Annotated in this window: 11 protein-coding genes and 4 pseudogenes; 4 read left to right on the top strand and 11 right to left on the bottom strand. The window is 67.0% G+C overall.

Going from position 1 to position 26,442, the window contains the following annotated elements:
• The 4 genes from ppsA to MPSD_RS17130 are packed head-to-tail and all read right to left on the bottom strand — an operon-like array spanning nucleotide 1 to nucleotide 8,707.
• Nucleotides 1-2,406, bottom strand: coding sequence for a phosphoenolpyruvate synthase (gene ppsA, locus MPSD_RS17145; RefSeq protein ID WP_086085398.1), 2,406 nt, complete (start codon nucleotides 2,404-2,406; stop codon nucleotides 1-3).
• Nucleotides 2,407-2,433: 27 nt separating this feature from the next.
• On the bottom strand, nucleotides 2,434-3,444 hold the full coding sequence (locus MPSD_RS17140) for a dihydroorotate dehydrogenase-like protein (protein WP_020786982.1): 1,011 nt from the start codon (nucleotides 3,442-3,444) through the stop codon (nucleotides 2,434-2,436).
• The gene (nifJ, locus tag MPSD_RS17135) at nucleotides 3,444-7,025 is read right to left on the bottom strand and encodes a pyruvate:ferredoxin (flavodoxin) oxidoreductase (protein WP_086085396.1); all 3,582 of its coding nucleotides are present in this window, start codon (nucleotides 7,023-7,025) and stop codon (nucleotides 3,444-3,446) included. The genes MPSD_RS17140 and nifJ overlap by 1 nt, the downstream gene beginning before the upstream one ends.
• Nucleotides 7,022-8,707: an NAD(P)-binding protein gene (locus MPSD_RS17130; RefSeq protein ID WP_020786984.1), complete on the bottom strand. Its 1,686-nt coding sequence runs from the start codon at nucleotides 8,705-8,707 to the stop codon at nucleotides 7,022-7,024. Before MPSD_RS17130 ends, nifJ begins: the two co-directional genes overlap by 4 nt.
• A 109-nt stretch (nucleotides 8,708-8,816) precedes the next feature.
• Here MPSD_RS17130 and MPSD_RS17125 point away from each other — a divergent pair.
• Nucleotides 8,817-10,207: pseudogene (locus MPSD_RS17125) on the top strand (WS/DGAT/MGAT family O-acyltransferase).
• A gap of 164 nt (nucleotides 10,208-10,371) precedes the next feature.
• Nucleotides 10,372-10,482, top strand: a pseudogene (locus MPSD_RS30570) (cellulose binding domain-containing protein); the annotation flags it as partial.
• Nucleotides 10,483-10,484: 2 nt separating this feature from the next.
• On the opposite strand, the gene MPSD_RS17115 reads toward MPSD_RS30570, so the two are convergent.
• Nucleotides 10,485-14,978 carry a WD40 repeat domain-containing serine/threonine protein kinase gene (locus MPSD_RS17115; RefSeq protein ID WP_232022885.1) on the bottom strand — a complete coding sequence of 1,498 codons (4,494 nt, stop codon included), beginning with the start codon at nucleotides 14,976-14,978 and terminating at the stop codon, nucleotides 10,485-10,487.
• A 269-nt stretch (nucleotides 14,979-15,247) separates the two neighbouring features.
• On the bottom strand, nucleotides 15,248-16,648 hold the full coding sequence (locus MPSD_RS17110; RefSeq protein WP_036427252.1) for a wax ester/triacylglycerol synthase family O-acyltransferase: 1,401 nt from the start codon (nucleotides 16,646-16,648) through the stop codon (nucleotides 15,248-15,250).
• Between the two features lie 374 nt (nucleotides 16,649-17,022).
• Here MPSD_RS17110 and MPSD_RS17105 point away from each other — a divergent pair, with 374 nt between their 5' ends.
• On the top strand, nucleotides 17,023-18,471 hold the full coding sequence (locus MPSD_RS17105) for a PE domain-containing protein (protein WP_020786992.1): 1,449 nt from the start codon (nucleotides 17,023-17,025) through the stop codon (nucleotides 18,469-18,471).
• Nucleotides 18,472-18,557: 86 nt separating this feature from the next.
• On the opposite strand, the gene MPSD_RS17100 is transcribed toward MPSD_RS17105, so the two are convergent.
• The 4 genes and pseudogenes from MPSD_RS17100 to MPSD_RS17090 all read right to left on the bottom strand — a co-directional run bounded on the left by MPSD_RS17100 (nucleotide 18,558) and on the right by MPSD_RS17090 (nucleotide 22,345).
• Entirely contained in the window at nucleotides 18,558-19,313 is a 756-nt protein-coding gene (locus MPSD_RS17100) for a maleate cis-trans isomerase family protein (protein ID WP_086085394.1), read from the bottom strand.
• A 117-nt stretch (nucleotides 19,314-19,430) separates the two neighbouring features.
• Nucleotides 19,431-19,661 (bottom strand): hypothetical protein, encoded by a 231-nt coding sequence (locus MPSD_RS30880; RefSeq protein ID WP_372509768.1) that lies wholly within the window; start codon nucleotides 19,659-19,661, stop codon nucleotides 19,431-19,433.
• A 717-nt stretch (nucleotides 19,662-20,378) separates the two neighbouring features.
• Nucleotides 20,379-21,836: pseudogene (locus MPSD_RS30875) on the bottom strand (PE family protein); the annotation flags it as partial.
• Between the two features lie 92 nt (nucleotides 21,837-21,928).
• Nucleotides 21,929-22,345: a M15 family metallopeptidase gene (locus tag MPSD_RS17090; protein WP_020786996.1), complete on the bottom strand. Its 417-nt coding sequence runs from the start codon at nucleotides 22,343-22,345 to the stop codon at nucleotides 21,929-21,931.
• Nucleotides 22,346-23,010: 665 nt separating this feature from the next.
• On the opposite strand from MPSD_RS17090, the pseudogene MPSD_RS17085 reads away from it, so the two are divergent.
• Nucleotides 23,011-24,387 (top strand): annotated as a pseudogene (locus MPSD_RS17085) (serine hydrolase domain-containing protein).
• A gap of 92 nt (nucleotides 24,388-24,479) precedes the next feature.
• Here MPSD_RS17085 and MPSD_RS17080 read toward each other — a convergent pair.
• Nucleotides 24,480-26,348: a serine/threonine-protein kinase PknD gene (locus tag MPSD_RS17080; protein ID WP_020786999.1), complete on the bottom strand. Its 1,869-nt coding sequence runs from the start codon at nucleotides 26,346-26,348 to the stop codon at nucleotides 24,480-24,482.
• Nucleotides 26,349-26,442: the final 94 nt, after the last annotated feature.

Below are 26,442 nucleotides of genomic sequence, written 5' to 3'. Positions count from 1 at the left end.
CTACTGCAGTGGCACCACCTGCTGCTCGAGGTCGAGGATCTGCCGGGTGGTCTTGACCACCACGTCGGGGTTGAGGCTGACCGAGTCGATGCCGGCGCGGACCAGGAACTCGGCCATGTCCGGATAGTCCGACGGCGCCTGGCCGCACAACCCGGAGTGAATGCCGTTGCGGCGGCAGCCCTCCACCGCCAGGCGAATCATCTCCTTGACGCCGTCGTCGCGTTCGTCGTAGTCGAAGCCCACGATTTCGCTGTCGCGGTCGACTCCCAGGGTCAGCTGAGTCAGGTCATTGGAGCCGATCGAGAAGCCGTCGAAGCGCTTGGCGAACTGGTCGATGAGGATGACGTTGTTGGGGATCTCGCACATCGCATACACCTTGAGTCCGTTCTCGCCCCGCCGGAGGCCGTGTTCGGCCATCGTCTCGAGCACCAGGTCCGCTTCGGCGACCCGGCGCACGAATGGCAGCATGATGACCACGTTGGTGAGCCCCATCTGATCGCGGACCCGCTGCATCGCACGGCATTCCAGCGCGAAGCCCTCGGCGTAGGCGGGGTGGGCGTAGCGCGAGGCGCCGCGAAAGCCGATCATCGGGTTGCTCTCGGTCGGCTCGAAGCCGCTGCCGCCGATCAGGCTGGCGTACTCGTTGCTCTTGAAGTCCGACATCCGCACCACCACGGGTTTGGGCCAGAACGCCGCCGCGATGGTGCCGATGCCTTCGGAGAGTCGCTGCACAAAGAACTCGGCACCATCGGAATAGCCGCGGGTGAGCCGTTCGATGGTGCGGCGTGCCTCGGGGTCGTCCACCTTGTCGGGGTGCAGCAGGGCCAGCGGGTGGACCTTGATGTATTCGCCGACAATAAATTCCATCCGGGCCAGTCCCACCCCATCGTTGGGCAGGAACGAGGTCTTGAACGCGAGGTCGGGGTTGCCGAGGTTGACCATGACCTCGGTGCGCGGCCTCGCCAGGTCGGCCACCTCGGTGCGATCCACGTGGAAGCCCACCTCCCCGCGGTACACCCGCCCGGTGTCGCCCTCCACACACGACACCGTGACAAGTTGGCCGTCCGGCACATTGGTGGTGGCATCCCCGGCGCCGACCACCGCAGGGATACCGAGTTCGCGCGTAATGATCGCGGCGTGGCAGGTGCGGCCACCGCGGTTGGTGACGATCGCGGCGGCGATCTTCATGACCGGCTCCCAGTCCGGCATTGTGGTGTCGGCGACCAGCACCTGGCCGGGCTTGAAGTCCGATAGCCGCTCGAGGTCATCGATGCGTTTGACCACGCCCGAGGCGACCTTTTCGCCGACCGAGCGGCCCTCGGTCAGTATCTCGCGCTGTTCGCCGGAGCCTTCCAGCACATAGGTTTCCACCGTGGTCATGCTGCGCTGCGAGGCGGCCGTCTCCGGGCGGGCCTGGACGATGTAGAGCTTGCCGTCCAAACCGTCCTTGGCCCACTCGATATCCATCGGTCGCCCGTAGTGCTGCTCGATTGCCAGCGCATAGCCCGCCAATTCGAGCACGTCCTCGTCGGTGATGCAGAAATGAGCACGGTCGGCCTTCGGCGTCGGAATGTTGCGCGTCGTCTGCTTGGTTCCGCCCTCGACAAAGACCATCTTCACCGCCTTGTCGCCGATCAGCCGGCGCAGCACGGCGCGGTGACCGGCCTGGTAGGTCGGCTTGTGGACGTAGAACTCGTCGGGGTCGACCGCGCCCTGTACCACGTTCTCGCCCAGGCCGTAGGCGCCCGTCACGAACACGACGTCATTGAAGCCGGACTCGGTGTCGAGGGTGAACATCACGCCCGAGGAGGCGAGGTCGGAACGGACCATCTTCATGATGCCGATCGACAGCGCCACCTTGAAATGGTCGAAGCCCTGATCGACGCGATAGTGGATGGCCCGGTCGGTGAACAGGCTGGCGAAACAGCGGCGGCACGCATCGAGCAGGCTTTCCTCACCCTTGATGTTGAGAAACGTTTCCTGCTGGCCGGCGAAGCTGGCGGTCGGCAGGTCCTCGGCGGTGGCCGAGCTGCGCACCGCCAGGCTGACGTCCTCGCCGTACTCTTCCTGCATTATCCGGTAGGCGGCCACGATCTCGCTGGCCAGGTCCTCGGGCAGCCCTGCGCCATAGACGATTTCACGGGCGCGTTTGCCTTTGCGGGCCAGCGCGGTGACATCGTCGGCGTCCAGATCGTCCAGCTCGGCGTGCAGCGCGTCCCACGCGCCGGCCCGGTCCAGCATGTGCTTGTAGGCATCGGCGGTGGTGGCAAATCCGTGCGGTACGCGCACACCCTGCTGCGACAGCTTCTGGAACATCTCGCCCAGCGAAGCGTTCTTGCCGCCCACCAGTGGCACGTCCTCGATGCCGAACTCTTCGAAGAAGCGAACGTAGGAAAAGCTGCTCATGACCCAATCCTCCATATAGTTACTGCGTCAATACGCGTCGTAGAAGCCGCTGTTAGCCTTGCGCAGCGCCCAAACGTAGTCCGCACGCTCGTGCGCCTCCGACCCTTTGGTGTCCGGAGCCGCCAGCAGCCCGCGCACCTGGTTGAGATCCTGAAATCCTTTGCGGCTCAGCCAGTCCTGCAACTCCCGGAGCAACACGGCCGCATACTCGGGTCCGTGGCGCAGCAGGGCTGACGCGGTTTGCACGACGTCCGCCCCGGCGAGCAGATACTTGGCGACGTCGCTGGCGTGCTCTACTCCGGTGGTCGCGGCCAGCGAGGCTCGCGTCCGGCCGTGCAGCAACGAGATCCAGGTCAGCCCCAGGCGCGTGTCTCCCGGGGTGGACAGCGTGATACCGCGAACCAGGCTGAGGGTCTCGGGGTCGATGTCAGGCTGCAGAAACCGGTTGAACAGCACCAGTCCGTCAGCGCCGGCAGCATCGAGGCGATGTGCCATGTCGGCGGTGGCGCTGAAGTACGGGCTGAGTTTGACCGCGACGGGAACCGTTGTCGCGGTTTTGACCTCATCGAGCACCTCGAGGTGGCGCTGCTCGACGGCATGGGCGTTGAGGCCGGTATCACCGGGAAGGTAGTAGATGTTGAGCTCAATCGCGGCCGCGCCGGCCTCTTGCATGGAATGGGCGTAGCGCGCCCAGTTGCCGGGTGTGGACGCGTTGAGGCTGCCGATGATCGGGATGTCCACCGATGCAGACGCACGTTCGATCAGGCGCAGGTATCGCTGGGCCTGGCTGGCCACGTCGACGGCAGGAGGAAAGTAGCTCAGCGACTCGGGCGAGCTTTCGCTGCCCTGGGCGGCCATCAGTTCGTTCTGCTCGGCTTCGCGACGCAGTTGTTCCTCGAACAGCGAATACAGGACCACCGCGCCGACGCCGGCGTCGGCGAGCGCACGGACGCCGTGCAACGTCTGGCTCAGCGGCGATGCCGAGGCCAGCAGCGGACTGCGCAGGCTGAGTCCGAGGTAGGTAGTCGACAGGTCCATTAGCTCTCCCTCCGGGAATCGGACGGAAACTCTTGTGGCGCGCGAGAGGCCATGTCTTCGTAGACTTCCCAGCGCTGGTCGATTGACTCTTCGGCCAGCACGAGCAGGCGGTCAGCCTCGTCGGGGTCAGAGTTGGCCAGGCTGCGGAAGCGTAGCTCGCGGTCGCGATAGTCAGCAAGCGCCAGCCGGGGACGGTGGGAATCCAGCAGGAATGGCGGGCGGCCGGTGGAGCGCAGCACCGGGTTGTAGCGAATCAGTGGCCAGTGCCCGCTGGCGACCGCGCGGTACTGTTGGTCCAGGCCGTAGCGCAGCTCGAAGCCGTGCGCGATGCAGTGGCTGTAAGCGATCACCAGCGAAGGGCCGTCGTAGGCCTCGGCCTCCCGGAAGGCCAGCAAGGTCTGCTGCGGATCGGCGCCCATAGCGACCCGCGCCACGTAGACGTTGCCATACGAAATAGCCTGCAGCGCTAAGTCTTTCCGTGGAACCGTCTTGCCCCCGGCGGCGAACTTGGCCACCGCGCCCAGCGGTGTGCTCTTCGACATCTGCCCGCCGGTGTTGGAATACACCTCGGTGTCGAGCACCAGCACGTTGACGTTGTGCCCGCTGGCCAGCACGTGGTCCAGCCCGCCGGCGCCGATGTCGTAGGCCCACCCGTCGCCGCCGACGATCCAGACGCTGCGGCGGATCAAGTGATCGATGACGCTGCGCAGCTCGTCGGCTTGCGCCGGCGCCAGACCGTCCAGTTCATCGAGGCGGGCGCGCAATTCGGCGACCCTTTCGCGCTGGGCGCGCAACTCCGACTCACGCTCTTGCGGGGCGGCCAGGATGGCATCGACCAGATCCGCGCCCAGCACGTCGCGCAGTTCGGTCAGCCGGTGCCGGGCCTGGCGCACGTGGGTGTCGGCGGCCAGCCGCATACCCAGGCCGAACTCCGCGTTGTCTTCGAACAGTGAGTTAGACCATGCTGGACCGCGTCCCTCGGCGTTGGTCGCCCACGGTGTGGTGGGTAGGTTGCCGCCATAGATCGACGAGCAGCCGGTGGCATTGGCGACCATTAGCCGGTCACCGAACAACTGGGAAAGCAGTTTGAGGTAGGGGGTCTCCCCACAGCCGGCACACGCGCCGGAAAACTCGAACAGCGGCTGCAGGAACTGGGTGCCGCGCACCGTCCCGAAGTCCACCCTGGATCGGTTGGCCACCGGCAGGGTTTCGAAGAACGCGATGTTCTCGCGGGAGGCGGCGACGAGTGGTTCGCGCGGGGCAAGATTGATCGCCTTGGTCACCGGTTTGCCGGGAACGACAGCGGGGCAGGCCTCCACGCACAGATTGCAGCCGGTGCAATCTTCGGCATAGACCTGCAGGGTGTAGCGGGTGTCGGGGAGACCGACCGCGTCCAGCGGTGCCGAGGCGAAGGTGGCCGGTGCGGCATCGAGCCGGTCGCGCGGGTAGAGCGTGGTGCGAATGACACTGTGCGGGCAGACAAACGAGCAGTTGCCGCACTGGATGCAGGTGTCGGGGTCCCACACCGCAACCAGATCCGAGATATTGCGCTTTTCGTAGGCGGCGGTGCCGCTGGGGTAGCTGCCGTCGGCCGGTAGTGCGCTGACCGGCAGCTCATCTCCGCGCCCGGCGATCATCTCCGCGGTAACCGTGCGCACGAACTCCGGGGCGTGTTGGGGAACCGGTGGTTCCAACTGTCTGGTGGAGCTGACGGTGTCGGGCACTTGGACCGGGTGCAGGCCGGCGAGCGCGTGATCGACGGCGTTGACTTCACGGGCCACCACGTCGGCGCCGTGGGCGGCATAGGTCTTGGCAACGCTGGCCTTGATCTTGGCGATCGCCTGATCCACCGGCAGCACACCGGCGATCGCGAAAAAACAGGTCTGCAGGACGATGTTGATCCGGCCGGCCAGACCGACCTCGCGCGCGATCTTGCCCGCGTCGACCACGTAGAGCCGGATGCGCTTGTCGATGATCTGTTGCTGCACCGGGGCGGGCAGGCTGTCCCACACCCGCTCGGGTGGGCGCGCGCTGTTGAGTAACAGTGCGGCACCGTGGGCGGCCCGGCCCAGCACGTCCACCTTGTTCAGGAACCGCTGGTGGTGGCAGCCGACGAAGCTCGCCTGTTGCACCAGGTACGGCGCCCGAATCGGTTGCGGGCCAAACCGCAGATGCGAGACGGTTTGTGAGCCGGATTTCTTGGAGTCGTAGACGAAATACCCTTGGGCGTAAATATCTTCCTCGCCACCGAGAATTTTGATGGTGTTCTTGTTGGCGCCCACCGTGCCGTCGGAACCCATGCCGAAAAACACGGCTTTGGTGGTCGCCGGCGTCTCGATGTCGAAGTCCGGATCGTAGCTGATGCTGGTGCCGCTGACGTCGTCGTCGATGCCCACGGTGAAGCGAGTGCGCGGACGCTGGCCGGCCAACTCGGCGAAGACACCGGCGACCATTCCGGGGGTGAATTCCTTGGACGACAGGCCGTAGCGTCCCCCGCAGACCACCGGCAGCGATGATCTCTGCCCGCTGCTATAGGCCTCGGCCAGGGCGGCGGTGACATCCAAATACAGTGGCTCGCCTTGGGATCCGGGTTCCTTGGTGCGGTCCAGGACCGCGATCGCGCGGACCGTCGGGGGCAGGGCCGCCAGCAGGGCCTCGGCCGGAAATGGACGGTAGAGGCGGATTTGGGCCACCCCGACGCGCTCACCGCGCTCGGTGAGGGCGGTCACGGTTTCGGCCGCGGTCTGACCGCCGGATCCCATCAGCACCATCACCCGCTCGGCCTCGGGGTGACCGGTGTAGTCCACGATGTGCATCGGGCGCCCGGTGCGCTCGCCGAGCTCGCGCAGCAGCCCCTCGACCACCTCGGGTACCCGGGCATAGAACGGGTTCACCGTTTCGCGGGCCTGGAAGTAAGTGTCGGGATTCTGGGCGGTGCCGCGGATGGACGGCCGATCCGGCGACAGCGCCCGGTCGCGGTGGGCCAGGACCAACTCCTGGGGGACCAGCGCGCGCAAGTCGTCGTCGGTGAGCACCTCGATGGTGTTGAGCTCATGGGAGGTGCGGAAACCGTCGAAGAAATGCACGAACGGTACTCGGGTGCGCAGGGTGGCGGCCTGGGCGATCAGGGCCAGGTCGTGGGCCTCCTGCACCGAGGCCGATGCCAGCAGCGCAAATCCGGTCTGGCGCACCGCCATGACATCCTGATGATCGCCGAATATCGAAAGTGCCTGTGCCGCAATCGATCGAGCCGCGACATGCATCACCGCCGAGGTCAGTTCGCCGGCGATCTTGTACATGTTGGGGATCATCAGCAGCAGGCCTTGGGAGGCGGTGAACGTCGTCGTCAACGCCCCGCCTTGCAGGGAGCCGTGCAGCGCACCGGCCGCCCCGCCTTCGCTTTGCATCTCCACCACCGTCGGCACCGTGCCGTAGATGTTGGGCCGGTTCTGGTTTGACCAGGCGTCGGCGAGCTCGGCCATCGGGGAGGAGGGAGTGATCGGGTAGATACAGCAGACTTCGTTGAGCCGGTAGGCCACCGATGCCGTCGCTTCGTTGCCATCCACCGTGGTGCGCGTCATCGTGGCTCCGCAATCATCTCGATGGCGTGCACCGGGCATTGGTCATAACAGGTCGCACAACCCGTGCAGCGGTCGTAGTCGAAGCGGTAACGGTGGCCGCGCCCGAGCTTGATCACCGCGTCCTCCGGGCAGGCGCCCAAGCAACCGTCGCACTCGAAGCAGTTGCCGCACGACAGGCAGCGCCCGGCCTCGAACGTCGCTGCCTCCGCGGACAGGCCGCCCATCACTTCGTCGAATCCGCTGATCCGGTCCTCGGGGGAGAGTTCGGGTTGCTGGCGCCGGCGGGCGTCGCCGAAATACCACAGGTGCAGCCGGTCGAAATCGGCGACGGGATGCTTGGGTGGGCGTTGGGTGGGGTCTCCCCGTAGCCACGCGTCGATGTAGTGGGCGGCCTTCTTGCCGTGCCCGACCCCGACGGTGACGGTGCGTTCGCAGGGCACCATGTCGCCGCCGGCGAACACCCCGAGACAGCCGGTCATCAGCGTCGGGGAGACCCGCACGCCGCCGTCACGGTCGAATTCCACCCCGGGCAATGTGCGCATGAACGCCGATTCGGTTTCCTGTCCCAGTGCCATGATGACCGTGTCGGCGGCCAGCGTCTCAAACCGCCCGGTCGGCCGGGGGTGCCCGGTGTCGTCGAGTTCCATTTGCTCGACCCGGATTTCGTGATCGTCGAACGCGGTGATGGTGCGCAGCCAGTTGATCTGCACCCCTTCGCGCTGCGCGTCTTGGCGCTCCTCTTCGTGCGCGGGCATCTGAGCTTCGGTGCGCCGGTAGATGATCACGGTGTCCTGCGCGCCGAGCCGGCGCGCGACGCGGGCGGCGTCCATGGCGGTGTTGCCGCCGCCGTAGACCGCGACGTGGCTTCCGAGTTCGGGCTTTTCGCCCGCGGCCACCTGATGCAGGAATGACACGGCGTCGATCAGCGATCTTGCGTCACGAGAGGGGATGTTGACCCGCTTGGCCAGGTGGGCACCGACGGCGACGAACACCGCGTCGAAGTTTCCGGTCTCGCGTTCTTCGGCGAGGTCTTCGACACGGTGTCCGGTTGTGAGCTGCACGCCCAGGGCGGCGATGCGTTCGATTTCGGCGTCCAGCACATCGCGGGGGAGCCGGTAGCTCGGGATGCCGTAGCGCATCATTCCGCCCGGCTCGGCGCCGGCGTCGCGAACCTCGACGTGATGCCCAAGCCGGGCCAGGTGATAGGCCGCCGAGAGTCCACTGGGGCCGGCGCCGACAACGAGCACTCGTTTGCCGGTGGGCTGCGGTGCGGGCTGGAAGCGCCACTGTTTCTCGCGTGCGGTGTCGCCGAGAAAGCGCTCGACCGCGTGGATGGACACCGATGCATCGAGATCTGCTCTGTTGCAGACGGATTCGCATGGGTAATAGCACACCCGGCCGTGGATGGCGGCGAACGGATTGTCAGCGGTCAGCTGACGCCAGGCCCGCTCGTGCTCGCCGACGCGGGCGTGGGCGAGCCAGGCCTGGATGTTTTCGCCGGCCGGGCAACCGGCGTTGCAGGGCGGCAACAGGTCGACGTACACCGGGCGACGTTCGCGGTCCGGCCCCGCGCGGTGCCGTCCGTGTAGCAGGTCGGGCAGGGGCGTGACATCTTCGGGTGCTGGTTCGGGTGCTGGCGCCGCTACCTCGGGCACATCACCGGGGGACTGCTCGGGCACCATGGTGGCAACGATATGACCCGGGCATGGTGGTGTGCAGCTTTCGTTTGGCCTTCAAGGTAGGGACTTCTGACCCTGATCGTGGACTGAGGTGGGGGTGAATGGTAAAGGGATGGAGCATCTAACCCCCCTCGATGCGACTTTCCTGGAGGTTGAGGACAGCGATCCGCATGTGAGCCTGGCGATCGGCGGTGTGTCGATTGTGGAAGGGCCGGCTCGGGCTTTCGGGGAGTTCGTCGACTCCTTCGCGGAGCGGGCGTCGGCGATTCCGCGCTTCAAACAGATCCTGCGGACCCATCCGCTCGATCTCGGTTCACCCGAATGGGTCGCGGACCCGCACTTCGACGTTTCCCGACATGTACACCACCTTGCGCTGCCGCAACCGGGCGGCGACGCCGAACTTTTCGAGATGATCGCGACGGTGATGGAGCGACGGCTCGATCGGGACCGTCCGCTCTGGGAGTGCTATCTCATCGAGGGGCTCAGCGATGACCGGTGGGCGGTGCTGACCAAATTGCATCACTGCATCGCCGATGGCATCGCGACAACGCAGATGTTGGCCAAGTTCGGTGACGAAAGCGGCGGTGGCGGGTCCTTTGCCACCGAGATTCGTGCGGCCAAAGAGCCGGCTCCGCACGGGCCGGGGCTTCCGGTGAAGGTCAGTCTGAACCCGCTGAACTGGGTGACCGGGATTGTGCGGGGCGCTCTGGGTGCGGTCTCCGTTGTCGAGCATGTCGCGTTAGGGGCCGCCGAACTGACCGGCAGTCTGCTCAGTCCCGCGCCGGAAACGTCACTGAGCGGGCCTGTCACCACGCTGCGGCGCTTCAGCGTGGCGCGGGTGCGCTTGTCCGATCTGCACACGGTTGCGCGAGCATTCGACGTGACGCTCAATGACGTGGCGTTGGCGGCGATCACCAGCAGCTACCGGTCGATTCTGCTGGAGCGGGGGAAAAGCCCGGCCACACCTCGCTGCGCACGCTGGTACCGGTGTCGGTGCGCGGGATGAGCCACTTCAACATGACTGACAATCAGGTCTCGGCGATGCTGCCCTTGTTGCCCGTCGATGAGGAAGACCCGGTCAAACAGCTTGAGCTGGTACACCGTCGGTTGGTCGAAGCCAAAGCCAGCGGCCAGCGTGAAGGCGGCACCGCGTTGGTTGCCGCGGCGAAAAGCGCGCCATTTGCGTTCTCGGCGTGGGCGGTACGGTTGCTGAGCCGGTTGCCGCAACGCGCGGTGGTGGCGTTGGCGACCAATGTGCCCGGGCCGCGGGACGAGCAGAAGCTGATGGGTCGGCGCGTGCTGGAGATGTTGCCGATTCCACCGATCGCGCTGAACCTGCGTACCGGGGTCGCGATGGTCAGCTACGGCGACAACTTCGTCTTCGGGATCACCGCCGACTACGACACCGCACCGGATATCGAGGTGCTGGCCGCCGGGATCGAGGATGGGGTGGCGCGATTGGTGAAGGAGAGCCGCGGCAAGCGGGGGAGCGCGGCGGGCTGAACCCCGACATCGCCTGTTCGGCTATGGTGTTGGCTCCTATGATCGCACTGGCCGCTACGAGAAGCTCCGGCGCCCAATGCCTTACGTGGTCTTTTCGGTCTTTCGGCATTTTGTGACCATCCGGCCCTCGGTGCCGGCAATGCTGCAGGTGAGATCGAGGTTGAACAGGCTTCATCGCCGACTACACGATCACCAACTCGAGCTCGATGCGGCTAAACGACTGGCGACTCGAATTCGACTTGCCAGTGCGAGAATTCCTCTCGGACTCGTGGAACGACTACCGTGGGACGGGCAAGTTGGGGCAGAGGGCAATGTAGTCGACATCGGGCGATATCCATTCGCGCCAATCATGGCGGCTGATGTTGGATGTGAGTTTTGAACACAGAACCGTGACGGTGGCATCCAGCGGCGTGGGCCAGACCCGCACCGTAGCGTCGGCGCTGCTGGACACCAAGGTGTGCCCGTCGGGGCTGAACGCCACACCAAGGACGCTGTCGGTGTGCCCCCGCAGGGGTTGGCCCAGCCCGGCAGGGGTCAGATTGGTGAGGTCCCAGAGCTGCACGGTGTGGTCAGAACTGCCCGACGCTAGCGTATGACCGTCGGGGCTGAACGCCACACCAAGGACGCTGTCGGTGTGCCCCCGCAGGGGTTGGCCCAGCCCGGCAGGGGTCAGATTGGTGAGGTCCCAGAGCTGCACGGTGTGGTCAGAACTGCCCGACGCTAGCGTATGACCGTCGGGGCTGAACGCCACCCGATTCACGTATCCGCTATGTCCGTGCAGGGGGTGCCCAAGCGGGCTCGGGTGCGCCGGGTCGGTGAGGTTCCACAGCACGACGGTGTCGTCGCCGCTGCCGGAAGCGAGCAAGCGGCCGTCAGGGCTGAAGGCCACGCCAAGCACGGCGCTGCTATAGCCATACAGGGGTTTGCCGAGCTGTCGCGCGTGGGCTGGGTCGGTCAGATCCCATAGCGCGATGGTGGTGTCGTCGCTGCCGGAGGCCAGGGTGTGTCCGTCGGGGCTGAAGGCGAGGCTTTGCACGGTGCGAGTGTGGCCGCGCAGGGGTTTGCCGAGCTGTCGCGGGTGTCCTGGATTGGTCAGATCCCATAGCGCGATGGTGGTGTCGTCGCTGCCGGAGGCCAGGGTGTGTCCGTCGGGGCTGAAGGCGAGGCTTTGCACGGTGCGAGTGTGGCCGCGCAGGGGTTTGCCGAGCTGTCGCGGGTGTCCTGGATTGGTCAGATCCCATAGCGCGATGGTGGCGTCGTCGCCGCCGGAGGCCAGCGTCTGCACGTCAGGGCTGAACACCGCACTGCGCACGGGGCCGGTATGTCCCCGAACGGGCAGCACAGTATTGAGGTTCCACAACCGGATGGTGCCGTCGTGGCTTCCGGTGGTCAGGGTGTGTCCGTCGGGCCCGAACGCGATGCTCCATACGGTTCCGTGGTGGCCGGTCAGAGGTTGACCCAACGGACCGGGCTGCGCTGGATCTGTGACGTCCCATAGTCGCACCGTGTCGTCGACGCTGCCGGAGGCCAGGGTGTTTCCGTCGGGACCGAACGCCACGCTGGCTACACCGGCGCTGTGGCCCTGCAGGGGTGGGCCCAGGGGGCCCGGGTGTGCGGGGTCGGTGAGGTTCCACAGTCGGATGGTGCCGTCGTCGCTGCCGGAGGCCAGGGTGTGTCCGTCGGGGCTGAACGCGACGCCGGCGACACTGGCGCTGTGGCCTTCCAGGGGTGGGCCTAGGGGGCCTGGGTGTGCGGGGTCGGTGAGGTTCCATAGCTGGATGGTGCCGTCGTGGCTGCCGGAGGCCAGGGTGTGTCCGTCGGGGCTGAACGCGACGCCGGCGACACTGGCGCTGTGGCCCTGCAGGGGTGGGCCTAGGGGGCCTGGGTGTGCGGGGTCGGTGAGGTTCCACAGCTGGATGTTGCCGTTCTCGCCGCCGGAAGCCAGGGTGTGCCTGTCGGGACTTATCGCAACGGTGTTAACGGGTGCTTGCGTGGGGATGATGATGCGAGTGGTGTTCAGCGCCGCGGTGGCCGTGTAGAACGCGCCGCGGCTGGCGGCTGGGTTGGAACGCAACTGTCGTGCCGCCAGGGTGGCGGCGAGCGCGCGAATATCGCTCTCCGCGATGGTCCCGGAGAACACCAACGAGGCCTGCGCATCGAGTTGGGCGGCCAGTGCGTCGCGGGCTTGACGGGTGGCGCGGTTGAACATGATCACCGCGGTGGCGGCGCCTACTACGGCGATAACGGCGATGACGGACGTTGCGGCGATTACCGCGCGCAGGACGCGAGACCGCTGTCGTAGGGCGGCGGCGCTCTCTTGAGCCTGCTCGCGCGCTTGGGTTTCGGCGGCCGCGAGTTTCTTGGCGGCCTCGAGTTCGGCCCGCTGGCGTTGCTTCTCGAGCTCGGCTCGTTCGTTTTCGCAGTGCCGGGAGGCCAGCAGGTAGTCGTGGGTTTGGTTGAGGCGTTCGCGGAATCCGGTTTTGGCGGCTAGGTTTTCGGCTGCGGCCAGCTGGGATCCGCGCAGCAGCCAGGCTTCGTCGCGCCGCTTTTTCTCCCACTCGGCGGCGCTGCGTTCCAGCGCGTCGGCCGCCTTGAGGTCTTCGACCTCGTCCGCCAGCCAGCCCGAGAGATCGCCCCATTGGCGCAGCAGACTCTCCAAGGCGACCTCGACGATGACCTCTCCGTCGCGTAGGTCTTTGATCAGCAACCGGCGGGCCAGGAACCGCTCTAGCAGCGGGCGGCTGTCATCGGGCAGGTCGGCCCAGCGTGCCAAGCGGCGCATCGGCTGGTCGTTGTCGGGATTGATGGTGGCCAGCCACGGGATGAACGCCGCGCGCAGCAATTTGAGTTGCTGGGCCCGCTCGTCGGGATCCGAGGACAGAATCTCGTGGATCTCGGCTTGCACGACGCCATCGATTCCGCCCCGCTTGGCGTAAGGCTCGAGAGTGAGCCGGCCCGTCGACCCGTAGTCGCGGTACAGCCATGCCAGCGTCAGTGACAGCAGCGGCAGCGTGTCTGCGCCGCCGGTGGCGTCGGCGAGCAGGTGGCGCACCAGTTCCTCGTCGAGGTACAGCGGGCGTCCGCCGTCCGTCGAACGCTGCGAAGGTCCGGTGATCACCCTGTTGAACTGGGTTGCGTCCATCGGCCGAAGGTCGAACTGCTTGGTCTGCAGCCCGGCAAGCTGTGGAGCGGTCTGCATCAGCTCGTAGCGGTCGGTGCGGATCGTCGCTGCCACAATCAATGGCAGCCTGTCCTGGCCGTTCGTGCCGAGAGCCAGATCCCGGATGAGCGCCAACAACCCGGCGGCCTCCACGCCGGCGTCGCTGGTGAACAGCTCTTCGGCCCGATCCAGCGGCAACACCAGGGTCACCGGGGTGTCATCGGTAGCCCCGGTTGCCGGTTGCCGGTTGGCGGCCTTACGGCACTCCAGCAGCCACGTCCGCAGCCGGGCCACGTCGCCGCTCGCGCACGCTTCCTTGATGTCGCCCAGCGGCGGCTGTGCCAGGCCGAGGCGTTGCCGCGTGGTGCAGATCGCCTGTGCCAGCCCGCAGGCGCCGGTGAGCGCCTTGAGCTCGGGGCGGACAATGTCGAGGACGAGATACTTGCTTGCCTGTCTTTGCAGCCGGGGCACGATTCCCGCACGCAGAAAACACGACTTGCCGGCTCCGGACGCGCCCAGCACCACGAACAGGGTCTCGTCGCTCGCACGCATTCCGCGCAGGGCGTCCATCGCCCGCGCCACCTCGGCGTCCCGACCGAAAAAGACGCCCGCGTCGACCGGCTGGAAGGGTTCCCATCCGAGGTATGGCGGTCGGTCCGGTTGCGGCGGTGGTGGCCAGGGGAACGACGCGGCCCCCATGCCGGCGCGCGGGATGTCCTCGAGTCCAAGGGGCGCGGTGTCTCTAGGCGATGGCGAGTCGACGAGCTTGGGGGTCTGCGTAGCAACCTGGATGTGGTGTCCGGCCGTGGTGGTCTGCCCGCCCGGCGGCGTCGCCAGTGCGGCAGCTGCCGCCATCGCGAGTTCACCAGCGCTGGGGTAGCGATCGTCAGGTTGTTTCGCCATGCCACGGGCAATGACATCGTCGAATCCCGCGGGCACGGCGGACCGGCGCTCACTCGGCTTCGGCGGGGGCGTGGCGAGATGCGCCGTCATTTGCAGCGCTACCCGGTCACCAGGGAATGGCATTTCGCCGGTAAGGCATTCATAGAGCAAACATGTCAGCGAATAGACGTCGGCGCGGGCATCGATGACGTCGCTCATCATTCGTTCGGGGGCCATGTATGCCCACGTTCCGGCGGTGCGGCTCTCGGCGGTCAATTTGGCGCCGGTACCGTCCTGGGCCAGGCCGAAATCGATCAGGTACACGAATCCTTGATCGGTCATCAAGGCGTTGGATGGTTTAACATCCCGGTGCACCAGCCCATGGGCGTGGGCGGCATCCAGAGCGGCTGCGATCTGTTCGACCATTCGAACGGCTCGCGCCGGAGTCATGGGACCGTCGCGCTGGAGCGCGACCTCGAGGTCAACCCCGTTGATGATCGGCATTACCAGGTACAACTGGCCGTCAATTTCGCCGGTGTCGTGGACGGGGATGATGTGCGGGTCGGTCAACCGAGCCGCGATGAGAGCTTCCCGGCTGAACCTCGCGCGAAAACCCGGCTCGTTGGCCCGATCGGCAGGCAAGATTTTGATCGCCACGTCGCGTCCCATAACGGTGTCGTGCGCCTTATATACCGTGCCTGCAGCACCCTGTCCGATGAGCTCGAACAACCGATATCGACCGAATTCCCTGGCGTCCAATTGATTACGCTCTCAACCTAACTGTTCTGCACATCACCCGACTCTTCTAACGTGCCGCGTACCGCCCAATTTGTAGCCCATAAGGCATGCTTCCGACACTCTTTTGGAGATTCCCCATCGCATTAGCGGGGTGATGTCGATGTCGTAGGTGGGGCGACGTGCATCGTAGAGCAACACGGTATAGGCGCCGCCGAGAAACACGAAGTCGACCCGGTGCGGATGTGGCCAACAGCACCCGCTCACCGAGAAGCGCGCTGTGACCTCCCCGCGGCTGTCTCCGCCGCGTCGCGCAACTCCTCGTAGGCTCGCAACGTCAGGTCTGCCAGTCGTGTCGGATCCTCGATGGCCGCGGCGTTGGCGATGAACCCGAAGTCCATATTGTCGTGGTAGGAGGCCAGCGTGGCGTTGAGCCCAATGGCGGCGGCGAGCGCGGAGACCGGGTAGATGCCGAGGAGTCGGGCTCCGTTGAGGTATCGGATGTCTGAGGCGCCTGCGACGTTGGAGATGACCAGGTTGCACGCCGGGTGCGCGATGCGATCGAGATGGGTGGAGGCGCCCACGCCGGCGAGCGCGACGAGTCCGACCGCGTAGGTCATGGCCGCTTCCTTCGACATGGCGCCGAGTTCTTTTTTGGCGGTGGCCACCGAGTTCATTACTTGCCCGATCCGTTCTGGCATGCTCGCCCGCGGCTGGCCGAGCCGCACGAAGATCGCCGACACCCGTGTTCCGATCGTGGTGTCGTCGTCGGCGCGCAGCGAGACCGGACACATCGCGATGAAAGGATGGGCGAACTCGCGCTCGGTCTCGCGTAGGTATGCGTGCAGTCCGCCGTCGATGACGCTGGCGGCGACGTCGTTGAGGGTGGCCCCGAAGTGATGGCCGATTTCGCGCATCTCGGCAAGCGGCAGCGACAGTGTTGCGAACCGTCGACCGATTTCCAGCGGTGCGTTGGTGGGGGCGTGCTGCGCGACGAACGGCAGACTGCCCTCGAGGTGGGATCCCAGCAGACCGGAAAGCACCTTGCGCGCCGCGCCGACAGCGACCTGGTTCAGCGCCGTGAACTCGGTGACCGCCCCGCGGATCGAGTGAGCGACCTTCTCGGCCAGCGGCGTGGGCGGGTGCGGTTCGGGGACGGGCGCATCGAGTGCGAATGCGGGCTTGGGGATGGTGTCGCGGTCGGAGGTGCTCAGTCCCTCGTAGAGCCGCTTGAGGCCGGATTCGCCATCGATGATCGAATGGTGCGTCTTCGTGTAGATCGCGAACATGTCGTCCGGCACACCATCGATCACCCAACACCGAAACAGCGGCCGGTGCCGGTCGAGTTGTGGTTCGTGTAGATCGGCAACCAGGCGCAGCAGATCGTCGTAGCCGGCGCCGGCCGGCAACGCCAGGTGCCCAACGTGGTAGTGCGGGTCCCAGTTCGCCACCTCCCGGAAATGGGGCGCGCCCCGGACCAGCAGTTCCGGGACATAGTTGAACGGCGGCGTGGGTGAGCACCCTCGGTAGGCGGCCACGATCTCGTCCACGGGATCTCGGCCGAACGGCTTCTTGAACAGCAACATCGCGCCGACGTGTGTGGTGCCGGCCGGCGACTCGAGCAGCAGCCAGGAAAGATCCAGTGGCGGAATCGGTTTGGTCATCGTCGAGCTCCCATCCGAGATCCGGGCCACCGTGTGATCGTCCATCGGGGCAGGGCGCTCAAGGGTCCGTACCCCGGATGCTCCCTCGCGACGACCGCGGTCGACGAGGGCCTAAGGGCCCTTGCTGTGCCAGCCGTAAGTCCCTGCGGCTAGGCGTGAGACCGGCCGGTTCGGCAGTCCCGGCGCCGGGGCCGCTCGGATAGTCGTTTCGAACCTGCTGTGGCAGCGTCGAATCGCGCCCTGAACAGGATCGGGGAAATCGCCGAACGCCTGTTCGTGCGTCTGCGATCGTTCTGACCACCCCGGACCGCCAACCCGGCTAACATTCTGTAGCGGTCCTGAGGTTGTCGGACTACCGGGTATGGGAGCCGCCGATGTCGACATACGTGATCGCAGCGCCCGATGCTTTTTCCGTAGCGTCGGGGGAGCTGGCCGGTATCGAGGCGGCGGTCAAGGGGGCGGCCGCGGCGGCGGCGCCCTCGACGACGGGGATCATCTCCGCGGCGGCAGACGAGGTGTCCACGGCCATCGCGCGGCTTTTCGGCAGCTACGCTGACGAGTTTCAGACGCTGAGTGCGCAAGCGACGCGGTTTCAGGCCCAGTTTGAGCGCGCGTTGAGCGAGGCCGGGGCCGCCTATGCGGCCGCCGAGGCCGCGAACGTGTCGCCGTTGCGGGCGTTGCTGCAAGAGGCGGAGAGCCTCGGGGTTTTCGCACCCATTGAGCGGCTCATCGGGCGTCCGCTGTTCGGCAACGGTTCCGTCGCGGCCGCGAGCACCGGGGCCACCGAGGCCAGCTCGCTGCTCACCTCGGGCACCAACCAGGCAGGCCTGGGCGGGGCGGTGAACTACGCCGCCGCCGAGGCGCTCGCCGCTCCGGCTACCGGGGCGACCGGGGTCAAGTCGGGGTTCTCGTTCCTGCAGATTCCGATCGGCCCGTCGGAATTCCTGGGCATCACGATTCCGCAATTCAACTTCCCCGCCCCCGCACACTGGTACTTCCCGACGCAGGCCGACGGTTCGGTCAACGCCAACGGCGTCATCTACCTACAGCACGGCTTCGGGGCGATCGGCTGGTTCTACCAGCCGCTGGCCATGCAGCTGGCGCAGCAGACCAACAGCATCGTGGTGGTTCCCACCGTGCCTTCGATTCCGTTGCCGTTCGGCATGTGGATCGGCGGTGCGCAGATGCAGCAGGGCGTGGGCTCGCTGTTCCTGGGCAGTCAGACGGCGCTGAACATCAGCGCGAACCAGGCCGGCTACCTGGGCACCCTGCCGCAGGACTTCATCTTGTCCGGGCACTCCGCCGGCGGTGGGCTGGCCTCGATCGCCGCCGGCAGCTACCTCGCGAACCTTGGGGCGGCCACCAACCACCTACAGGGTGTGGTGATGTTCGACGGGGTCGCGTCGAATGCCTCGGCCTTCGGGGCTGCGGTAGCCAACCTGCAGGCGGCGAATGTTCCCATCTATGTGGTGGCAGCACCACCGCAGCCATGGAACGCTTTTGGTGCCACCACGAATCAACTGGTCAATCTGTACCCAGGCCAGTTCACCGGGGTCGAGATTGTCAACGGCTCACACGTCGACTCGATGCTGGGCGGAAATCCCCTCATCGACTTCGCCGCCCAGCTGCTGACCGGGTTCTCCTCGCCCGGCGCCACCCAGGCCGTGTACACGTTGTCCTCGGGGTGGATCAACGACATCTGGGCCGGTGCCGACCCGCTAAACCCGATCTACGGCATCTACGGACCCACCGGTGGCTACGTCGCCCCCGGCGGCCAGGCGATCTTCCTCGGGCCGACCGCCGGGATCGTATTGCCGGCGTAGTCGAGTCGGCGCAGACGAACGGGACGCCGGTTCCGGCGGCGACCCGCCGCCGCGGTCCCGGGGATCAGCCCCGGAGCGCAGGTTGTTCACCCACTCGCGCCGCCGTCGAACAGGGCGCCCGCATCGGCGGCGACTGGCGCAACACCCAAGGACCGCAGTATCTTCCACGACGTCGCGGTTGCCGCCGAGATCACCGGCAAGCCCAGCATCGCCTCAGCGGCGGGAATCGCTGCCAGGGAGGGCATTTGGACGCATGCCGACAACACGACGGCGTCGGCGTCGTGGGTGTCGAGCCGAAGGGCGATGTGCGGCGGGCGCATCGGGTCCAGGCATCCCACCGCACGGTTGTCCTCTACCTCGAGGCTGATCACATCCATTACCTCGATGCCCTCGGCTTCGATGTAGTCGACCACCTGCGACGTAAGAGGTTTCATGTAGGGCGCAACCATCGCGATCTTCTTGGCGCCCAGTTCCCGGATGCCCTCGACCAGAGCGCCGGCGCTGGAGATCACCTCGACGGTCCCGCCGGATTGAGAGGCAACCTTTGTCAAGCGCTCTTCGATTGTGCGGTGTGCGTTGGGTCCGGCGGCCATCACGGCGACCAGACAGGCGTAGGCCATCACATCCACGGCAGCGTCGGCGAGCTCGGTCGTCGCGCGCTCCGCGCTGGCGTTCATCGCCATAAGCTCTTGTGGATCAACCTTTTTCATCCGCATGCGACTGGCATGGAAGGTAAAACGATCACCGGTTGTGCTGCCGTTGGCGCGCAGCACTTCAGGAACCTCGGCTTCCATTGTCGTGTTCGAACTGGGTACGAGTAAGCCGACGCGGTAGCTCGACATCTTTCCGCCCTCTGACACGGGGATACAGATTCGACTCATTCAGCCTGGCCCCGACATGTCCGGCGTGTCAACCAGTTACGTGGAGCTCGGCTCGCCGCGCTGACGCGGTCGTGCCTCTCAAGGGATAGCGGGCCCGCTCGTGCCGGCGCTGCCACCGTTCAGTCCGGCCTGGCCGGACTGGCCGTTGGCGCCGGTAGCGCCCGTGGCGCCGGGTTGGCCGGCGGTGCCGGAGGGCGGAACGGGATTGTCATCCATGTCGAACGAGGTGCCACCGTCGCCGCCGTCGCCACCGGCGCCGCCGCCACCGCCGTCGCCACCGGAGCCGGCGTCACCCCCTGCACCGACCATGCCCGACTGGCCATAGGTGCCGCCCGCGCCCGCGGCCCCACCGGTGCCGCCGTTGCCGCCGGTGCCACCGGTGCCGCCATTGCCGGGCGCATTGGGATTGTCGAAAGAGTCGCCGCCGTTGCCGCCGCTGCCGCCGGTGGCCCCGGTGCCGCCACTGCCGCCGCTGCCGCCCGTCCCGCCGTTGCCATACAGACCGCCGGTCCCACCAGCGCCGCCGGCGCCGCCGTTGCCGCCGATGCTGCCGATGGCCCCGGTGCCGCCGTTGCCACCGTTGCCGCCAGTGCCGGCGTTGGCGTTGTCGTTGATGGTGAGCTAGCCGCCATCGCCGCCGTTGCCGCCGGCCCCGCCGCCGGTACCGCCGTTGCCACCGTTGCCGCCGTTGCCGGCGGTGCCGAGAATGCCGCCGGAGCCACTCGAGTGCCCGCCGATGCCGCCGTTGCCGCCCCAGCCGCCGACCAGCGGACCAAATCCGCCTCTACCGCCGTCGCCGCCGAGGGTGCCCGGCCCGCCGGTCCCACCGTTGCCGCCATTGCCGCCATTGCCGCCGAAGGGATTGTCGTCGATGACCCCGCTGTTGAAGCCGTCGCCGCCGGTGCCTCCTTGCTCCCCGGCGGTGGTGCCGTTGCTGCCGGTTCCGCCGTTGCCGTCGCCGCCGTTGTCGGTGGTGCCGGCCGCACCGGGATCGGCGTGGCTGGCCACCGGGTTGGGGGTGGGGTTGACTCCGGGCGCGCCGGTAGCCCCGTTGCCGCCGGCCCCGCCATCGCCGCCGTTGCCGTAAAGGCCGCCGCTGCCACCCGTTCCGCCGGCGCCGCCGTCAGCGCCGGGTGTGGTGGGGGTGTAGCCGTTGCCGCCTTTGCCGCCATTGCCGGCAGCGGTGGTAGGTGTGGACCCGAAACTGCCGTTGGCGCCGGTGCTGGAGCCGTGGCCGCCGATCCCGCCGGCGCCGGGGTCACCGCCATCGCCGCCCACTCCGCCATCGGGGTGGCTGGCATCGCCAGCGCCGCCGGCCCCACCGGTGCCCGCTACACCGCCGTCACCGCCGTTGCCGCCGGCCCCGCCAGCCCCCTGGTCGCCAGATGCGCCGAACACTCCGCCGTGGCCGCCGGACCCGCCCCGACCACCGGCTCCGCCGACCCCGCCGACTCCACCGTTTCCGGCATCGCCGCCGCGACCACCGGCGCTGTCGGCGAGCGCACCATCACCACCGACCCCGCCGGTGCCGCCCGTCCCGCCTAGGCCGCCATCGCCGCCGCGACCGCCGTCGCCGTACACCAGTCCACCCCGGCCGCCCGCACCGCCGGTCCCACCTGCGCCGCCCGTCGCGCCGGTGGTGCCGTCTTGGCCGGCACCCCCGGTCGCTCCGACCGAGCCGGCCCCGCCATCGCCTCCCGCTCCGCCGGACCCGCCGTGGCCCCACATCAACCCGCCGGCCCCGCCCGCTCCGCCGGCCCCCCGGTGCCGCCAGCCGCGCCGGCGCCACCGCCGCCGCCGGTGCCGATCAAGCCGGCGGTGCCTCCGTGTCCGCCAGCGCCTGCGACGGTCGAGCCTGCGCCACCGTCGCCGCCGGTCCCGCCGGCGCCCCACAGCCATCCGCCGCTGCCACTGGCCCCGCCGGCCCCACCAGCTCCGCTTGTCGAGCTTCCGCCGGACCCGCCGGCCCCGCCGGTGCCGATCAGCCCGGCGTTACCGCCACGGCCGCCGGCGTGACCGGGTGCTCCGGACCCGCCCGCGCCGCCGTTGCCGTACAAGATGCCCCCCGCGCCGCCGTTGGCCCCGCTGCCCGAGGTTGCATCGGAGCCGTTGCCGATCAGTGGGCGACCCAATAACGCCTGCGTGGGTCTATTGACCACGTTGACCAGGTCCTGGCCCACTGTCTGCAACACCGAGGTGCTTGCGGCTTCAGCCCCGGCATATGACTCCGCGCTCGCGGTCAACGCTTGGACAAACCGGTCATGAAACGCCGCTGCCTGCGCGCTGACCGCCTGATAGGCCTGCGCGTGGTTACCAAACATCACCGCCACAGCCGCCGAGATCTCATCGGCGCCCAACGCGCCCACCAGCATTGCGGTCGGGCTCGCCGCGGTAGCACTGGCTGTACTGATACTCGAACCGATACCGGCCAGCTGCGCGGGCCGCAGCCTCCAACAGCTGCGGTGCCGTCACCACAAATGACATAGTCGATCACCCCATCCGGCCGGAAACCACACCACACCGCCCGCCGTTAGCCGGGGCGATCGTCAACGCCCCTGATGCTAGCGGTCTGGGTTCTAGCGTTTCCTGATTTGGGCAAAGGTGATGAGACACATCAAGGGCTGGCCACCGCCGGCGCACGAGTCCGCTCGCGAGGCCGACCACCGAAGCCGTGCGCCGACAACGATGTCTCGCTGGAATCGCCGCTCGAAGTGTTGGTAGCCGATAGGAGTTGTCCAGGCACCACCCCACCGCCAGCCGTGATCGGCGAAGGCAGGCACAGCCGGATCGCCCTTGTGTGGGAGTCCGGCGTCGCTGCGGCCGCGATCCGGACACGCCGGCTCGTTCTTCGGTTGGAATACTCCCGCCGCGTCGATGTAGGTCTTTGCGCGATTGCCGAAGGCGTGTGGAGACGATTGGCCGGGTCCCGTGATGGCCCGGCAATTGAGGGTTGACGCATTGTCCTGCGTCGATAGCTGATCATCGGCGGCCACGGATAGTGGTCGCCCCTGCGAATGTTCTCGATGGGAAAGCGCAGTCGGTAGAGCCACTCGAAGATCGTGATGACCTCCACCCCCAGATCTTGGTGCACGATCAGTTCGCGACGACGGAACGCGGCGTCAAAACCGAAGTGGTTGAACTCGATTCGGCGTAACCGCGTCGGTCCGATCGGCCAATCCGGGTGCCAGGTTGCGCCGAGGTCGGCGGCAGTCACCGGGGAGACACTCGCACCGAAGGGTGCGGGCGCCACGGTGCACTGCGCGAGCAGGACGGCAGCCGCGATCATTTCAACGAGTAAGGCAACAGGCTGCCCGAAAGCGTCGGCCGGTGATGAGCCATCTGCGTTGCCTGCACACTCGCCCGATGATCACACGCAGCCGACGATATCCGGGGTCAGCGGGCAACAATCGCGCGGTGGCACGATGATCGGTTCGGAGTCACTACGCTGACGCAGGTAAGCATCGACAGCGGCTCGCCTTCTCGCCGGACCCGCCCAGAACGTCCGGCCGGGCTGCCGCCTGCGCGAAAAGTGCTCAAGGCCATCGCCGTTGGAACTAGTTTGCTCACCCTCGTTGCGGCATGCGCGCCCCACCAGCCGACACCCCCAGCGCCATCGCAGGCCGCACCCGCACCGGTAAGGGAGGGACCGAGGCCCGCCATGCCCGCCGTGGATGCGGCTGGCCTGGCTGCCTTCGCACCCGTCTCTCGGCTGATCAACGACGCCATTGCGGCCGAGCGGCTACCGGGAGCCGTCGTCGTGGTCGGCCACGGCGGCAAGATTGTCTTCCACCAGGCCTATGGCTCCCGCAAACTCGCAGGTGGACAGGGGCTCGATGGGGTGTCGGCACCCGCGGAGCCGATGACCGAAGACACGATCTTCGACATCGCGTCGTTGACAAAATGCCTCGCGACGGCGACGGCAATCATGCAGCTATACGAACAGGGCAAGGTTGGGTTCGACGATCCGGTGCAGAACCATTTGCCCGGCTTCAACCCCGCGAGCGACCCACAGCGTGCTCAAGTGACGGTCCGCATGTTGCTGACACAGACCTCCGGCGAACCGGTAGATGTCGGTTTGCAAGATGCATGGGGACTGGACGGCACAGACCGAGCGGAAGGCATTCACCGTGCGCTGAGCACGCCGCTGCAGTCGCCGCCAGGGCGGGAGTTCCGATACTCCGACATCAACTACATTTTGTTGGGCGCGCTGCTCGAGAAAATCGCTGGTGAGGCCGAAGATGGCTACGTTGCGCAACATGTATTCGCCCCAATTGGCATGCAAGACAGCGACTTTCTTCCTGCGGCCAAAGCCTGCGGTCCACACAGCGTGAGAGGAGCCGCGATCGGGTGGGCTCCCGCGCCGGCAGGGCGCCCGCGGGCGCCCTGCCCTGCGGGTACCTGGGACACCGCCCTGCTGTCGCATATCGCGCCAACCGCACTCGATGAGGAGAGCGGTGCCGATCCAAGCCGGAACCCCAATTTCAACCGGCTGCTTCGGGGCACGGTGCATGACCCCACAGCGCGCCGCATGGGGGGAGTGGCCGGGCACGCCGGGGTGTTCTCCACGGCGCACGATGTCAGCAGCTTCGCGCAGGCCCTGCTCGATCGTCTTGCGGGCCGCCCCAGCACATTTCCACTGACGCAGGCGACGTGCGAGTTGATGACGACCCCGCAGCAGCCCGGACATCACATGGCGCAACTGGACGCCGCGAACGCCGCGGCGCGAGAAGCGCTTGCGCACCGGCCGAACTGAACAGATCCGATGCTGGCTCCGCGCTATCCGGCGATCAGCGGACAAACCCTGTTTGGGTTCGGCTGGGATATCGACACGCCATATTCCGCGCCGCGGGGCGTGGTCTTTCCCATCGGCAGCTTCGGTGGCACCGGCTTCACCGGAACTTCGCTGTGGATAGACCCGGGTTCCGACAGCTATGTGGTTCTGCTGTCGAACGCAATTCATCTGCGGGGCAGCACACCGATTTCGGACCTGCGTGGACAGGTGGCCACAGCGGCCGCCCTGGCGCTGGGCTTGTAGGAGGTGGCCGCCGGCACCGCGAGCAGACGCAGAATCGCACGCGCGGGGACGCGCAAGTGCGATTCTGCGTCTGCTCGCGGCGAAACGGGCCGCTACTTCTGGCGCAGCGCGACTATCTGGCTGCTGCGGCTACCGACATAAACGGTGCCCATGTTGTCAACAGCCAGACCCCACGGAAAATCGAGTCCGGTGAAGGGCAGCTCGATTTGCGTCGTGGAACCCGCCGGCAGTTTGAGCGTCCGATTGTTGCCGCTATCGGTGACATACACCGCGCCCTCGTTGTCGAGCGTGACGCCGCCGGGCTGGTTGAGGCGGGTAAAGGGCAGCGCTATTTGCCTTTTCGATCCTGCGGGCAGCGCGAGCACTCGGTTGTTGCCGCCGTCGGCCATGTAGACGGTGCCGCTGCCGTTGACCACCAGGCCGGTCGGACTATTAAGACCGGTAAAGGGCAGTTGGGTCTGCATGTTGGAGCCGGCCGGAAGCGCTACCACTCGGTTCTTGGCCGTGTCGGTGACATAGACGGTGCGGCTGCTGTCCACCGTAAGACCCGTCGGATTGCCCAGATCCGTGAAGGGAAGGGTGATTTGGGTTGATGTTCCGGCGCGAAGCACCAGGACCCGCCGATTGCCGGCGTCGTTCACATACACGGTGCCGCTGTTGTCTGCGGTCACCCCGGTCGGATAGCTGAGGCCTTCGAAAGGCAGCACGGCCGGGGTGGTTGAGCCGGCGGACAACGCCAGTATCCGATTGTGCAGAGTGTCACCGACGTAGACCGTGCCGCCATAATCCACCGACAAACCCTGCGGGTCACGCAATCCGGTGAATGGCAGCGTCACCTGGTGGAATCGCTGCTCTCCCGAATGCAACGTGGTCACGGTGATCACGGCGGCAACGGTCGCCGCGACGACAAGCAGGGCAGCGGCCGAGATAGCGACCGCCTTGCGGCGCCACCAGGGCCGTGACGGTGATCGTGGCTGCTCGGCTGGCCGCCCGGCGGTGGGTTCGCGCCGTGGCGACGGATGTCGCAGCCGTCGCGGGACGGTTGTTGCGGTGGAGGTATCCGGTTGACCCGGGCCGGCGACACCGTCGGGGCGGCCGTCGGCAACGCCGGCGTTCGGCGTCCGAGGGCGCATCGGCGGTCCCGATGGAGGCGCGGTGAGCGCCTCGCGGGCGGCGCGCGCCAACGCCACCGCAGTCTCGTAGCGATCGGCGGGATTCTTGGCCATGCCCTTGGCGATGACCGTATCCAGGCCGGCGGGCAGCCCGGGTTTGATGCGCGACGGCCGTGGCGGCGGAGCCTCGAGGTGACCGCTGATCTGTTGGTCCACGGTATTGCCGGGAAACGGATGCTGCGCGGTCAAACACTCGTAGAGCACGCAGGCTAGCGAGTAGATGTCGGCGCGGGCGTCGATCTGTGCCAGGTTGAATCGTTCCGTGGCTATGTAGTGGCAGGTGCCGATCACATCGCCGGCCGCGGTCAAGCCCAGTTCTCCTGGCGCACGTGCGATTCCAAAATCGATCAGATACGCGAAGTCGTCGTCATCGAGCAAAATGTTGGACGGCTTGACGTCCCGGTGCAGTAGCCCGTCCCGGTGGGCGGCGTGAAGTGCCTTAGCAACCTGCTCGATGATGTGCACGGCGCGGGCGGGGGGCAGCGGTCCGCGGCTCAGCGCCGATTGCAGGTCGTGGCCCTCGATCAACCGCATGTCCACGAACAGCCGTCCGTCGATTTCCCCATAGGTATGGATCGGGATCAGATGCGGGCTGGTCAATCGCGCGGCCACGTGTGCTTCGCGGCGGAACCGCTGCTGAAACACCTCGTCGTCGGAGATCTCGGCAGGCAGGATCTTGACTGCGACAACCCGGTCGGTGACCGGGTCATAGGCCCGCCACACCTCGCCCATACCGCCGCGGCCCAGCAATTCGAGCAGCCGGTACTTCCCGAACGACGTTCCCTCCAACAAGGCCTCCCACCGCAAGCGGCCAGCAACTGGCCCGACCATAACGCGGCAGCAATCGCAGTCGCAGGCATTTCGATGCGCCGCGCCGCCGCAC

Origin of the sequence: Mycobacterium pseudoshottsii JCM 15466, assembly GCF_003584745.1 — a bacterium.
Taxonomy (GTDB): Bacteria; Actinomycetota; Actinomycetes; order Mycobacteriales; family Mycobacteriaceae; genus Mycobacterium; species Mycobacterium marinum.
This window is presented reverse-complemented; position numbering and strand designations above follow the sequence as displayed.